Origin of the sequence: Lacticaseibacillus zeae DSM 20178 = KCTC 3804 (assembly GCF_000260435.1) — a bacterium.
Taxonomy (GTDB): domain Bacteria; phylum Bacillota; class Bacilli; order Lactobacillales; family Lactobacillaceae; genus Lacticaseibacillus; species Lacticaseibacillus zeae.
Genome location: NZ_BACQ01000009.1, coordinates 25,676 through 38,781 on the forward strand (window position 1 = coordinate 25,676; position 13,106 = coordinate 38,781).

General features: G+C 48.1%; 15 protein-coding genes. 14 read left to right on the forward strand and 1 reads right to left on the reverse strand.

Annotation, left to right across the window (positions count from 1 at the left end):
* The first annotated feature begins 533 nt into the window (after positions 1–533).
* From hisS to GSO_RS01500, 5 genes are all read left to right on the forward strand, one after another.
* Positions 534–1,817, forward strand: coding sequence for a histidine--tRNA ligase (hisS, locus tag GSO_RS01480; RefSeq protein WP_010488170.1), 1,284 nt, complete (start codon positions 534–536; stop codon positions 1,815–1,817).
* 1 nt (position 1,818) lies between these two features.
* The gene (aspS, locus tag GSO_RS01485; protein ID WP_010488171.1) at positions 1,819–3,624 is read left to right on the forward strand and encodes an aspartate--tRNA ligase; all 1,806 of its coding nucleotides are present in this window, start codon (positions 1,819–1,821) and stop codon (positions 3,622–3,624) included.
* Between the two features lie 93 nt (positions 3,625–3,717).
* Entirely contained in the window at positions 3,718–4,161 is a 444-nt protein-coding gene (gene msrB, locus GSO_RS01490) for a peptide-methionine (R)-S-oxide reductase MsrB (RefSeq protein WP_010488172.1), read from the forward strand.
* 282 nt (positions 4,162–4,443) lie between these two features.
* Positions 4,444–5,364 carry a YitT family protein gene (locus tag GSO_RS01495; RefSeq protein ID WP_010488175.1) on the forward strand — a complete coding sequence of 307 codons (921 nt, stop codon included), beginning with the start codon at positions 4,444–4,446 and terminating at the stop codon, positions 5,362–5,364.
* Positions 5,365–5,477: 113 nt separating this feature from the next.
* Entirely contained in the window at positions 5,478–6,365 is an 888-nt protein-coding gene (locus tag GSO_RS01500; RefSeq protein ID WP_010488182.1) for a deoxyribonuclease IV, read from the forward strand.
* On the opposite strand, the gene GSO_RS01505 is transcribed toward GSO_RS01500, so the two are convergent.
* Complete coding sequence (locus GSO_RS01505) at positions 6,362–7,192, reverse strand: pyruvate, water dikinase regulatory protein (protein ID WP_010488183.1); 831 nt, start codon at positions 7,190–7,192, stop codon at positions 6,362–6,364. The two genes, GSO_RS01500 and GSO_RS01505, sit on opposite strands and share 4 nt — an antisense overlap.
* 281 nt (positions 7,193–7,473) lie before the next feature.
* On the opposite strand from GSO_RS01505, the gene rpsU reads away from it, so the two are divergent.
* The 9 genes from rpsU to GSO_RS01550 all read left to right on the forward strand — a co-directional run bounded on the left by rpsU (position 7,474) and on the right by GSO_RS01550 (position 12,962).
* Complete coding sequence (gene rpsU / locus GSO_RS01510; RefSeq protein WP_005687665.1) at positions 7,474–7,650, forward strand: 30S ribosomal protein S21; 177 nt, start codon at positions 7,474–7,476, stop codon at positions 7,648–7,650.
* A 27-nt stretch (positions 7,651–7,677) separates the two neighbouring features.
* Positions 7,678–8,112 (forward strand): GatB/YqeY domain-containing protein, encoded by a 435-nt coding sequence (locus tag GSO_RS01515; protein ID WP_193364109.1) that lies wholly within the window; start codon positions 7,678–7,680, stop codon positions 8,110–8,112.
* A gap of 492 nt (positions 8,113–8,604) precedes the next feature.
* Positions 8,605–9,591 (forward strand): PhoH family protein, encoded by a 987-nt coding sequence (locus GSO_RS01520; RefSeq protein WP_010488201.1) that lies wholly within the window; start codon positions 8,605–8,607, stop codon positions 9,589–9,591.
* Positions 9,592–9,593: 2 nt separating this feature from the next.
* Complete coding sequence (ybeY, locus tag GSO_RS01525) at positions 9,594–10,052, forward strand: rRNA maturation RNase YbeY (RefSeq protein WP_010488202.1); 459 nt, start codon at positions 9,594–9,596, stop codon at positions 10,050–10,052.
* Positions 10,036–10,434: a diacylglycerol kinase family protein gene (locus tag GSO_RS01530; protein ID WP_010488203.1), complete on the forward strand. Its 399-nt coding sequence runs from the start codon at positions 10,036–10,038 to the stop codon at positions 10,432–10,434. Before ybeY ends, GSO_RS01530 begins: the two co-directional genes overlap by 17 nt.
* Before the next feature lie 2 nt (positions 10,435–10,436).
* Positions 10,437–10,826, forward strand: a complete 390-nt coding sequence (locus GSO_RS01535; protein ID WP_010488204.1) for a cytidine deaminase — start codon at positions 10,437–10,439, stop codon at positions 10,824–10,826.
* Positions 10,823–11,725, forward strand: a complete 903-nt coding sequence (gene era / locus GSO_RS01540; RefSeq protein WP_010488205.1) for a GTPase Era — start codon at positions 10,823–10,825, stop codon at positions 11,723–11,725. Before GSO_RS01535 ends, era begins: the two co-directional genes overlap by 4 nt.
* Positions 11,725–12,540, forward strand: coding sequence for a DNA repair protein RecO (recO, locus tag GSO_RS01545; RefSeq protein ID WP_010488206.1), 816 nt, complete (start codon positions 11,725–11,727; stop codon positions 12,538–12,540). The genes era and recO overlap by 1 nt, the downstream gene beginning before the upstream one ends.
* Positions 12,541–12,650: 110 nt before the next feature.
* Positions 12,651–12,962: a hypothetical protein gene (locus GSO_RS01550; RefSeq protein ID WP_010488207.1), complete on the forward strand. Its 312-nt coding sequence runs from the start codon at positions 12,651–12,653 to the stop codon at positions 12,960–12,962.
* Positions 12,963–13,106: the final 144 nt, after the last annotated feature.

Genomic DNA, 13,106 nt, shown 5'->3' on the forward strand with positions numbered 1-13,106 from the left:
ACGCCGTTGACAAAGCTTTCTGCAAACCGTATGCTTTAAACAATAACTAAGACCTGTGACGGAGTAGGATAGATCAACTTCAAGCGACCCGGAGATGGTGAAAGCCGGGACCGATCGAAAAGACACTCCCGAGGTGATCAAATTCCGGAACGCCACCGTTATGGCAAAGTAAAACACAAGGTGGTACCGTGTCCGCACCCTTCGAGCAATCGAGGGGTGCATTTTTTTAGAGCGCGAGCAGGAGCGTTTAGAAATCGGAGTGTAAGTGGCCTCAAGCCTAAATGGCTGGGCTTTGGCCATTTAGGCTTGAGGTCCTTACACGTAGATTTCTGCGACTGCGAGCGCGTTTCGGAACCGGATTGCCTCCCAATGTCTATAGTTTCAATCCCAGATCGTGTAGTTTGGCCATTTACGCTTGAGCTCCTTACACGCAGGCTCCTGCGAACACCCTCAACCATCCTCACGAAGCCAACCACCAAAACCCACCCGATCACCCAACCCCATCACATCTCTCAGACTACAGGAGGTTCCTCATGAATTATCAACGTCCAAAAGGCACAGCCGATATTTTACCTGGCCAAAGTGAACGTTGGCAGCAGGTAGAAGCTGTTGCCCGTAAAATTTTTGCTCAATACCAATACCGTGAAATTCGCACGCCGATTTTTGAAAATGTCGATGTTTTTTCGCGCAGTGCTGGTGACACCAGCGACATCGTGACCAAAGAAATGTATACCTTTAAAGATAAAGGCGACCGGATGATGGCCTTGCGTCCTGAAGGCACTGCCGGGGTCGTGCGAGCTTATGTCGAAAATAAGTTATACGGTCCTGAATATGCGAAGCCTTACAAAGTTTACTATATGGGGCCGATGTTTCGCTATGAACGCCCGCAAAGTGGCCGTCAGCGGCAGTTCCATCAAATTGGGGTCGAAGCTTTTGGCAGCGATTCTCCAGTACTGGATGCCGAAACGATCGCCTTGGCTAAACAGTTGCTCGAAGCTTTAGGCGCCAAACACCTTAAGTTTGTCATCAATTCGTTGGGCGACCCAGCGACCCGAAAAGCTTTTCATGCAGCGCTTGTTGATTACCTGACGCCGTTCAAAGATGAGCTTTCTGAAGATTCTAAAGTTCGTTTAGAAAAAAATCCGCTGCGCATTCTCGATAGTAAAGATCGCCATGATCAGGAAATTGTCGCCAATGCGCCTTCAATTCTGGACTATCTGACGCCGGAAGCCCAACAGCATTTTGATCGCGTGAAGACGTTGCTGACAGGGCTGGGAATTGATTTTGACGTGGATGCGACCATGGTCCGCGGACTTGATTATTACAACCACACGATTTTTGAAGTCATGTCCGATGATAAAGTCTTTGGAGGCGGCTATACGACGATTCTTGCAGGTGGCCGCTATAACGGGCTGGTTGAAGAACTCGGCGGTCCCGAGACTCCCGGAATTGGCTTTGCCATGGGTGTTGAGCGCTTGATGCTGCTGATGCAATCAGACCAAGAAGCCGCCCAACCGGATGCATACATCGTCACGATCGATCAAGGTGCTGACCAAGAAGCCTTGCAAATGCTGACAGCCTTGCGTCAACAAGGCTTTACCGGTGAAATGGATTACATGGGCCGTAAAGCGAAAGGCCAGTTTAAAGCGGCTAACAAAGCGCATGCGAAGCTGGTTTTGACGATTGGCGAAAGCGAACGCGCAGCCGGCACCGTCCAGATTAAAAATATGGCAACCGGTCAGCAACAAGCTTTCCCCCAAGCAGATGTGTTGGCAGATTTTGGTAAAATTTATACGCAAGTAACGGAGGCAAAGTAGTATGAGTAAACGAACCTGTTATGCCGGTGATGTGACCACCGCTTATGTCGATCAGGAAGTAACCTTAAAAGGGTGGGTGCAGAAACGCCGCAGTCTCGGCAGTTTGATTTTTATTGATTTGCGGGATCGGGAAGGCATCGTTCAACTTGTTTTTTCTGAGGAATTTGATCAGGACGCGTTGACAGTGGCTAATTCGGTGCGCTCCGAGTATGTGATCGAAGTCCATGGGGTGGTCAAAAAACGCAAGCCGCAAGCAGTGAACCCGGAAATGAAAACCGGCGATGTCGAAGTTGAAGTCCATGACATCACTATTTTGAACAAGGCCAAAACGCCGCCATTTTACATTGAAGACAATGTCGCCGTCACAGAAGAGACAAAATTAAAGTATCGTTACCTTGACTTGCGCCGGCCTGAGATGCAAAAGAACATCTTTACCCGCGCTCACATCATGCGCAGTGTGCACCATTACTTAGATGACAATGGCTTTATTGATGTCGAAACGCCGACGTTAACTGCTAGTACGCCTGAAGGGGCCCGGGACTATCTGGTGCCATCGCGGGTTTACCCTGGCAGTTTCTATGCTTTGCCACAATCACCGCAATTATTTAAGCAGCTATTGATGGGGGCCGGATTTGATCGGTACTATCAAATCGCCCGGTGCTTCCGCGATGAAGACTTGCGCGGCGACCGCCAACCGGAATTTACCCAGATTGACCTTGAAACCAGTTTCTTGACGGCAGAAGAAATTCAGGATATTACTGAAGGCCTAATTGCTCAGGTGATGCACGATGTAAAAGGCATTGACGTCAAGTTGCCATTCGAGCGGATCACCTGGCAGGATGCGATGGATAAATATGGCTCTGATAAGCCGGATCTTCGCTTTGGCATGCAGATTCAGGATGTTTCCGATTTAGTCAAAGATTCTGATTTCAAAGTTTTTGCGGGTGCCGTGCAAAATGGCGGTCAAGTGCGGGCAATCGTTTTGCCTGGCGGAGCCGATAAATATTCACGGAAGATGATTGATGCCCAACAGGACTACATCAAACGTTTTGGTGCTAAGGGTCTGGCGTGGTTGAAAGTAACAACTGATGGCATTAGCGGCCCAATTGCCAAGTTCTTCGGTGACGGCAAGACGCTGACAGAGGCAGTCGGCGCCCATGCCGGTGATCTGGTTCTGTTTGTGGCAGATAAAGCGAAGGTCGTTGCTGATTCACTAGGCTATCTCCGCACCCATTTTGGCCATGATCTTGGTTTGATTGACGACAAGCAGTTCCGCTTCTGCTGGGTGGTTGACTGGCCGCTGTTCGAATACGACGAAGGAATTCAACGTTGGGTTCCGGCGCATCATCCATTCACGATGCCAAACGAGGAAGACGTTCATCTACTTGACACCGATCCGCATGCAGCACATGCCCAAAGTTACGATATTGTATTGAATGGCTATGAATTAGGCGGCGGCTCCATCCGTATTCACAACCGGGAGATTCAAGAAAAAATGCTCAAAGCACTTGGCTTCACTCCGGAACGTGCCCAAAAGAGTTTTGGCTTCCTGCTGACGGCGCTTGATTACGGGTTCCCGCCGCATGGTGGCTTGGCCATTGGATTAGATCGGTTTGTCATGCTGCTCACAGGCCGCACCAATATTCGCGATGTGATTGCCTTTCCGAAGAACAGCAAAGCCAGCGAACCGATGACCAGTGCACCTTCACCAGTTGCGGACGTACAACTTAAGGATTTAGGTATTGAAGTTCGGCCAGATGTCGATCCGGAAAAAGAGCATGAAGGCGACGAGAATTTAACTGAATGAGGCTCGTCACTTTCGCCTAAATGAACGATACAATTTAATTGCTGACAATCGAAACACCTACCGCTATAATGATGTGTAGCGGAGGTGTTTTTTATGTTCGATAAAGCAAAACGGCCGTCAAAAGCCGATCTAAAGAAGCAACTGTCACCTGAAGCTTATGCGGTTACGCAAAAAGCCGCGACTGAACGGCCGTTTTCCGGTCAGTATGATGATTTTTATCAAGACGGCATCTATGTGGATGTGGTTAGCGGCGAACCGCTATTTTCCTCCCAAGATAAATATGATGCTGGCTGCGGCTGGCCATCTTTTACCAAACCGATTACGAAGCTCGCCGAACACCGGGATCAGAGCTTCGGTATGGAACGCGTCGAAGTCCGCAGTCCCGAAGCTGATTCACACCTTGGTCACGTCTTTAACGATGGTCCGATTGCAAAAGGTGGCTTGCGCTATTGCATCAATTCTGCAGCGCTACGTTTCATCCCAGTTGCCGATCTCGACAAAGAAGGCTACGGCCAGTACCGACAACTATTCAAGTGAGCGTGAGATGGCGCGATTAGAAGTCGGAGTATAAGTGGTCTTAGGCGTGATGGCCCGGGTTTAGGCCATTGCGCCTAAGGTCCTTATACGCAGACTTCTGCGCCAGTGAACGCGTTAAAGTGAGCGTGAGATGGCGCAGTTATGATCCTACGCTGGTGAACGCATTATGACACCCGTTAAAATAAATAAACTGACCGATTTTTTGATTTGGTAGCAATCAAAGACCGCCCTTGTTATACTTGATCACGACATGATTATGGGTGACAGGGAGCGGTTTTTGATATGGAAGAGATTGATCGGCTAATTCGCCGACATCAAAATTGGTCACGATTATCAGCAGCATTTTTCTATAGTATTTGTGTCGCCGTTGCATTGAATATGTTTTGGGAACCGGGCGGGGTTTTTGCCAGTGGCATTACCGGTGCGGCACAGCTTTTGGCGACTGTGGTGCGAAAATGGTTTAACTTCGACATTGCGCTGCCATTCTTTTCGCTGGCGACAACGGATTTATTTTCAACTGGGACCCTGCTATTTTTCTTAAACGTGCCACTGTTTATTCTGGCATGGAAGGCAATCGGGCACCGCTTTACAGTGTTCACTTTTTTGGCGGTTATCTTCTCGACGATCATGATTCGGTTGCTTGGGGTATTAACGCCGCTGACCAAAGATCCCATCGTTTGTGGTATTTTTGGGGCGGTTGTGAATGGCTTGGGTACCGGGTTTGCTTTGCGCAATAATATTTCCACTGGCGGTATCGATATTCTGGGGATCGTGTTGCGCAAGCGCACCGGGCGGACAGTTGGCACGATCAACATCATGTTCAATGTGCTGATTATCTTTCTTGCCGGTTTTGTTAATGATTGGCCGCATGCGTTGTATTCAGCATTGGCAATTTTCATCAATGGACGGGTCATGGATTCGCTATACACGCGCCAGCAACGGTTGCAGGTCATGATTGTGACTGCCCGGCCTAAGCAGGTTGTCCGGGAGATTCAAGGTTCACTACGCCGCGGCATCACCATTGTTCACGATGCAGAAGGAGCCTTCCATCACGAAGAAAAAACCATCCTGTTCACGATCATTTCCCGGGCTGAAATGTATGACTTAGAACAGGCCATGCGTCATAGCGATCCGTATGCGTTTGTGTCAATTACGGACTCGGTCAAAATCCTCGGCCATTTTTACGAGCCCAAAACGGATTAATGGCGCTAACATAAACCCGGACAGTAGCCGGGTTTTTTGATGAAATTTTCTGATCACCAGAAATCTCAATCGAAACGATTATTGCTGGTGATCATACATAGGGGGCTTTTTAAATGTTAATTGGTGCCAATGTCAGTATGAAAGGCACAAAAATGTTGTTAGGAGCCGTTGAAGAAGCGGCTAGTTATGATGCCAATACACTGCAGTTTTATACGGGTGCGCCGCAAAATACGCGGCGTAAACCAACGAGCGAAATGCGCATTCCTGAAGGGCTGGCGGCTATGACTAAACATGGCATCAGTCATACCGTTATTCACGCGCCTTATATTGTCAATCTTGGCAATACGAAAAAGCCTGAAAACTTTGAATTTGCGGTGCAATTCATGCGGGAAGAAGTTGCCCGGGCGGATGCGTTACACGCCTATACCATGCCATTTCATCCCGGTGCGCATGTGGGTGCCGGTCCTGAAGCCGCCATCAAGCAAATTGTGAAAGGCTTGAATCTTATTATTGACCCTAAGCAACACGTCACGATTGCGCTTGAAACCATGGCAGGGAAAGGAACGGAAATCGGCCGCTCATTTGAGGAACTCGCCGCAATCATTGATGGGGTGACTTATAACGAAAAGTTGCGCGTGACTTTTGATACTTGTCATACCAACGACGCCGGTTACGATGTCAAAGATGACTTTGATGGTGTTTTAAATGAATTTGATCACGTCATCGGTGTAGATCGACTGAGTGTCATTCACGTGAACGATTCCAAGGATCCGCGAGGTAGCCATAAGGATCGCCATGCCAACATCGGTTTTGGGACAATCGGGTTTGACGCGTTAAACCGAATTGCCCATCATCCGGCATTGGAAAAGTTACCCAAGATACTCGAAACCCCGTATGTCGGGCCAGATAAAAAGCATCAGGTCCCGCCATACGGGGAGGAAATCAAGTGGCTCAAAAGCGGCCATTTTCAACCGGAAGCTTTGCGCCGGTTGATGGATTAATGCGTCTCGGTATTTTCAAATTCATCTAAGCCCATGTGCTCCAAAATCAAGGTCGCAGTTTCTTCAATCGATCGGTGTGCGGTGTTAATCACCATGCAGCCGATTTTTTTGTAGAGATCTTCAGCAAACTTCAATTCTTGATTGACTTGATCGCGCGCCGAGTAAGCAGTATCAGGATTCAAGCCATACTGAATCATGCGTTGACGCCGAAATTCCATTAAAACGGAAGCATCGGTGGTCAAGCCGACAATTTTTTTAGGATCGACCTGCCAGATTTCTTCGGGAATATGGGCATTGGGCACCAAAGGCAAATTGGCAACTTTCAGATTACGGTTGGCGAGGAATAGGGACAATGGTGTTTTGCTTGTCCGCGACACGCCGAGCAAGACAATATCGGCCTCCAGAAAACCTTTCGGGTCTTTGCCGTCATCATACAAAACCGCAAATTCCATCGCCGAGATCCGATCAAAATAACGTTCGTTGAGATCATGCACGGCACCCGGAACGTGATTGGGCTCCTCATGTGTGATCGATTTGATACCGCTTAAAATCGGTGACATGACGTCGATCGCAATGACACCTTGGTCTTTGGCGTAATGTGTTGCCAACTGGGCGAAGCCGTCTGTGACGAACGTCATGATGGCCAATGCGTTCTCTTTCTTCGCTTCATCAATGGCACTGTAAATTTTTTCTTTCGTGTGAATGAACGGAAACCGGACATAATGGGCTTCAAATTCCGGAAACTGTGCGGCAACCGCCTGCGCAAGTCGCAGTCCGGTTTCGCCGACGGAATCTGACATGATATACAAATTCAATTCTTGGGTCATAATGCCACCTCGCAACTTAGATAACGCTATCATAGCATAATTCAAGCGCGTACGTGAATGTCGAGGAACGCGGCCATTAAACGCTAGCAAATCTTTGATTGTAACCGATAATGGCGTTAAGATTTAGTTAAGAACGCATCATTGCGGATAACAACGGTTGTTTATATAAAAATCTGAAATCGCTTATTGACGCGTGGTTATCAGTTTTGTATACTAATAAACGAACTATTGGCTATGATATCCGTCAGTGGTTACACAAGTGTCGGAGGGAGGGATATCACATGGCTAAGACAGTTGTTAAGAAAAACGAATCTCTCGATGACGCTCTTCGGCGCTTTAAGCGTACTGTATCCAAGTCTGGTACACTCGCTGAATACCGCAAGCGTGAATTCTACGAGAAGCCTAGCGTACGCCGCAAGCTGAAGTCAGAAGCTGCGCGTAAGCGTAAGAAGTATTAATAAAGGACTTGGTGAATAGTGGCTTTAATGGATGAGCTTAATGCTCAGATGAAACAAAGCATGTTAGCCAAGGACAAGGTAACGTTGAGCGTTGTCCGGATGTTGAAAACAGCGTTGGTCAATGAAAAGATCAAAGTCGGCCATGAGCTTTCCGAGGATGAAGAAAAGAGCGTTCTTACGACTGAATTAAAACAGCGCAAGGAAAGCGTTTCGGAATTCAAAAAAGGTGGCCGTGATGATCTGGTTCAGGAAACCGAAGCTGAAATCAAGGTTGTGGAACGTTTTCTGCCAGCCCAGTTAAACAAAGCCCAAGTTGCCGACATCGTTGATGCAACAATCAAAGAAGTCGGAGCCACAGGTAAGCAAGACTTTGGCAAGGTGATGAAGACGTTGATGCCCAAGGTTAAAGGCCAAGCTGATGGCGGTCTCGTCAGCAGCGTGGTAAAAGAAAAACTTAGTTAACGACAAAGCCGGTGTTAGCACCGGCTTTTTATTGTGGTGATTGCGCGGGTGTGGGCATGGCGTAAAAGTCGGCTTGTTTAGGTTGTAAAGTGCGAGGAATGTGGCTTTCTGGCGCAAAAACGCGCTCGCAGTCGCAGAAATCTACGTGTAAGGACCTCAGACCTAAATGGCTAAAATGCCAAAACTGTGCTGTGCCGCAGAAATGAGTTTGATCGATACTGCTGCGGAAACGCGTTCGCAGGCCCAGAAATCTCCGCATAAGGACCTCAAGCACAAATGGCCAAAGCCCAGCCTGGAGTTGTCCGACGCTGAAACGCGCTCGCAGTCGCAGAAATAGGAGTGTAAGGACCTCAGACCTAAATGGCCAAAGCCCAGCCATTTAGCTCTGAGGCCACTTACACTCCGATTTCTAAGCGCTCCTGCTCGCGCTCTTAAAATATGCTAAACTAATACCATCTTTACCGCTTAAAATATTTGTTAGGGGGCCAATATTTGGCACAGGAAACCTCGGAGAAAATTTTCCGACTTAGTAATCCCGACATGGCGATTAACCTTGTCGGCATTAATGATGCTAATTTGACGTTGATTGAAGAAGGCTTGAACGTGCGTATTTCGCCTTTTGGGGACGAATTACGCATTAGCGGTGAACCGGAGACGGTTAGTTTGACTTTGCAGCTGCTGGAGGCAACGAGTAAGTTGTTGTCGCAGGGCATTAAGTTGTCCCCGCAGGATATTGCCAGTGCGGTTGCCATGGCGAAACGCGGGACGTTAGAGTATTTTGCCGATATGTATAGCGAAACCTTGTTGCGGGACGCTAAAGGCCAGCCGATTCGGGTTAAAAATTTTGGCCAACGCCAGTATGTCGATGCGATCAAGCATAACGATATTACTTTCGGGATCGGTCCTGCCGGGACAGGGAAAACTTTCTTAGCTGTGGTCATGGCCGTTGCCGCGATGAAGGCCGGACAAGTGGAACGGATTATTTTGACGCGACCGGCCGTCGAAGCAGGGGAAAGTCTGGGCTTCCTTCCCGGTGACCTCAAAGAAAAGGTCGATCCTTATTTGCGCCCCGTTTATGATGCGTTGTACGCCGTTTTGGGCAAAGAACACACTGATCGGCTAATGGATCGCGGTGTTATTGAAATCGCGCCGTTAGCCTATATGCGGGGCCGCACACTCGACAACGCTTTTGCCATTCTTGATGAAGCGCAGAATACAACGCAGGCCCAAATGAAAATGTTCCTAACGCGTCTTGGTTTTGGTTCAAAAATGATCGTCAACGGCGACATCACGCAAATCGATTTGCCGAATAATGCCAAAAGTGGTCTGCTACAGGCGGAACAACTGCTAAAAGGAATTAGCCATATTGCCTTTACGCAATTTTCATCACAAGACGTTGTGCGGCATCCGGTTGTTGCCAAGATTATCGAAGCTTATGGCAAACACGACCTACAGCTGCAGAAACGGACAAAGGAGTAAGTATGGACTTAGAGTTATACGATGATGATCGTTTATTGGACGCACAACATCATGATCTGATTCAGAAATTGGTTGCTTTTTGCGGACAACAGTTAAAATTATCAGCTGATACCGAAATGTCCATTACGATTGTCGGTGATGATGACATTCAGAAGATTAATCGTGACTATCGCGACACCGATCGTGCAACGGATGTCATTAGTTTTGCGATTGAAGATGGCGAAGACGATCTGCCGCTACTTCCAGGCATGGCAAAGAATATTGGGGATCTGTTTATTGACCCGCTAACGGTTCGCCGCCACGCTAAGGAATATGGCCACAGCTTTGAGCGCGAGCTAGGGTACACGGTGGTTCACGGTTTCTTACATCTAAACGGTTATGATCACATTAAGCCGGAAGATGAAGCCGTGATGATTCCGCTTCAAAAGAAAATTCTGGCAGCTTATGGCCTTACCCGATAAACAGATCGGCAAAAACAAACATTTTATCCAAAGCGCCCGCCACGCGCTCGATGGGCTGCGCGTCTTTTTTGTCGACGAAAATAATTTCAAACGGGAATTTACCAGTGCAACGTTGGTGATTATTGCCGGCATCTGGCTAAAAGTACCGCCATTTTCTTGGTTTGTCCTGATTTTAGCCATTTTGCTGGTTTTCTTAGGCGAATTATTGAATACCATTGTTGAAAATCTGGTGGATTTCATTATTGGGGAACACTATGATTTACGGGCAAAGAAAATCAAGGATATGAGTGCTGGCGCCGTTTTGTTGGTGTCCCTAATCGCCGTGGTCGCCGGCATTTATGTCTTCGGGCCACCGTTGTTAGACCTTTTGAGGAGTTGGTAATGTTGTCGGTTTTACGTACCGCTGCCTTAGCAGCACGCGAAAATGCGTATGTCCCTTATTCCCATTTTGCGGTCGGTGCGGCTGTCCGGGTTGGCGATCGGATTTTTTCTGGCGCCAACATCGAAAATGCCAGTTACGGACTGAGCAATTGCGCCGAGCGGAGCGCGATTTTTGCGGCTGTGAGCGCTGGTTATACCAAATTGGATGAATTACTGGTAATTGCCGACACGGAAGGCCCGGTTTCACCTTGTGGGGCATGCCGGCAAGTCATCAGCGAATTCTTTCCAGCCGATGCAGTTATCACGCTGGCCAACGTACGCGGCGATTCGCAGCAAACAACGCCGCAAGCATTACTGCCGGGAGCATTTTCGAAAGGAGACTTAAACGCGTGAGCGAACATCATTCTGGCTTTGTGGCCATTATCGGTCGACCAAATGTCGGCAAATCAACTTTCATGAATCGGATTTTGGGTGAAAAGATTGCCATTATGTCACCTAAGGCCCAGACAACACGGAATAAAATCAACGGCATCTATACCACACCTGATGCGCAGATTGTATTTGTCGACACGCCCGGGATTCATAAGCCTAAAAATGAACTTGATGACTACATGGATAAAGCAGCGCTGTCGACTCTGAATCAGGTTGATGCTATTTTGTTCATGGTCGCTGCAGATGAGCAAAAAGGTGCCGGTGATGCCTATATTATGCGGCAACTGGCTGAGGTGAAGAAGCCGGTTTATTTAATTCTGAATAAAATCGATTTGGTTAAACCGGACGATCTTTTACCGCTTATCGAAAGCTATCAGCATGATTATGACTTCGCCCAGGTCTTCCCGATCAGCGCAACCATGGGTAACAATGTCGATGACTTATTGACCTCGTTGACCGCAGCCTTACCGGTCGGGCCGCAATATTATCCGGAAGATCAGCTGACCGACCATCCGGAATATTTTGTCGTGGGTGAATTGATTCGGGAGAAAGTCCTCGAACTTACCCGCGATGAGGTGCCGCATGCTACCGCTGTTCAGGTCGAGCGCATGAAGGATCGCGAAGGCGGCAAGTTGCAAATCGAAGCGTACATTATTGTCGAACGCGACAGTCAAAAGGGCATCATTATCGGCCGCGGCGGGCAAATGCTGAAGCAAATCGGTATTCGGGCACGCCGGGATATTGAGAATTTGCTGGGCGATAAGGTGAACTTGAAGCTGTGGGTTCGCGTCCAGAAAAACTGGCGCGACAACAATGCTTATCTCAAATCACTCGGCTATAACACAAAGGATCTGCGGTAATGGTTAAGCAAGCGCAAACCTTTGAGGGAATCGTGATGTCCCGCCAAAATTATCGCGAATCCGATATGTTGGTTAAAATTTTAACCGATCAGTTCGGTAAGAAAATGTTTCTGTTGAACCGGGCACGCAAGCCCGGTTTTACTTTAGCTGCTGGCATTTTGCCATTTACGCATGCCGACTATATCGGGGAGATTCGTGAATCGGGTCTCTCGTATTTGTCCGCAATTAAAAATGCCAAGCAATACCGGCAGATTTCAACCGATATCACGCTAAACGCCTATGCATCGTACATTTTTGGGTTGCTTGATCTGGCTTATCCGGATGGGCAGCCAGTCGGGTTTTGGTTTAGTCAGATCAAGCAAGCTTTGCATTTGATTGATACCGGTCTTGATCCGCAAATTATTGCCAACGTGATCGAAGTTCAGATGCTGAAGGCGTACGGCGTGGAGCCAAATTGGCGCGGTTGTGTGATCGATGGCCGCACTGACCTGCCGCTGGATTTTTCTGAAAGCTATGGCGGTCTACTCTGCCAGCGTCACTGGGACAAAGATCCCCATCGGCTTCATGCTAGTGCACGCGCGATTTTTTACTTGCGCCGCTTCAGCACATTGAATCTGGATCAAGTTAAACGCATTGATGTCAAGCCTGCCACCAAGGCCGAACTAAAACGAATTCTGGATGTCATTTACACCGACATGGTTGGCGTAACCCCCAAGGCCAAGCGTTTTATCGACCAAATGAATCACTGGCAGGATCGCCTGCCGGACGCGCATCAACCCAACGAATCCCAGTCGGACAACGAGCATCGAGAATAGTCATTGCTTTTCCGCGGGTTTATGGTAGATTGAAGATAAGTAAGCGGTTTCGTTATTGATAATTTTTGGGTGAAGATGATTTCAGCAAGTGTTTACAAAGGGGTGCGAGCATGGCAGAGACATTACCACGAGCGGTCAAAGTCTGGATGGGTGCAAATATACTGCAAATCGAGTTTGATAACGGACAAACGCGGTTCATGCGGACACATTTTATCGACAATTATGTATCCTCATGGTCACCGAGTAAGGGTAAAGGCAAACGGATTAACTTTTTCGTGGCACCGACTTGGGAATGGCTCGGTGCCAATGCCCGGATCGAATCCGATGGCAAGGTGACGCTTTTTGAAAAAGATACCTATACACCTGAGGAACTTTGGTATAACAGCAAGTCAAGCATTGATCAGTTATCGGGGATTAATTAGTATTTCTTGAAGTGGTTGGTTGACATGTCCATTTTTTGAAACACGTTCACTGGTGCAGAAGTCTGCGTGTAAGGACCTCAGGCGCAATGGCCAAGCCCGGGCGCCATCACACCTATGGTCACTTACACCCTGACTTCTAACCGT

What these genes read in the sequence shown, in the direction of transcription:
- hisS (WP_010488170.1), top strand. Translation starts at nt 534, where the DNA reads ATGAATTATCAACGTCCAAAAGGCACAGCCGATATTTTACCTGGCCAA.
- aspS (WP_010488171.1), top strand. Translation starts at nt 1,819, where the DNA reads ATGAGTAAACGAACCTGTTATGCCGGTGATGTGACCACCGCTTATGTC.
- msrB (WP_010488172.1), top strand. Translation starts at nt 3,718, where the DNA reads ATGTTCGATAAAGCAAAACGGCCGTCAAAAGCCGATCTAAAGAAGCAA.
- GSO_RS01495 (WP_010488175.1), top strand. Translation starts at nt 4,444, where the DNA reads ATGGAAGAGATTGATCGGCTAATTCGCCGACATCAAAATTGGTCACGA.
- GSO_RS01500 (WP_010488182.1), top strand. Translation starts at nt 5,478, where the DNA reads ATGTTAATTGGTGCCAATGTCAGTATGAAAGGCACAAAAATGTTGTTA.
- GSO_RS01505 (WP_010488183.1), bottom strand. Translation starts at nt 7,192, where the DNA reads ATGACCCAAGAATTGAATTTGTATATCATGTCAGATTCCGTCGGCGAA.
- rpsU (WP_005687665.1), top strand. Translation starts at nt 7,474, where the DNA reads ATGGCTAAGACAGTTGTTAAGAAAAACGAATCTCTCGATGACGCTCTT.
- GSO_RS01515 (WP_193364109.1), top strand. Translation starts at nt 7,678, where the DNA reads ATGGATGAGCTTAATGCTCAGATGAAACAAAGCATGTTAGCCAAGGAC.
- ybeY (WP_010488202.1), top strand. Translation starts at nt 9,594, where the DNA reads ATGGACTTAGAGTTATACGATGATGATCGTTTATTGGACGCACAACAT.
- GSO_RS01530 (WP_010488203.1), top strand. Translation starts at nt 10,036, where the DNA reads ATGGCCTTACCCGATAAACAGATCGGCAAAAACAAACATTTTATCCAA.
- recO (WP_010488206.1), top strand. Translation starts at nt 11,725, where the DNA reads ATGGTTAAGCAAGCGCAAACCTTTGAGGGAATCGTGATGTCCCGCCAA.
- GSO_RS01550 (WP_010488207.1), top strand. Translation starts at nt 12,651, where the DNA reads ATGGCAGAGACATTACCACGAGCGGTCAAAGTCTGGATGGGTGCAAAT.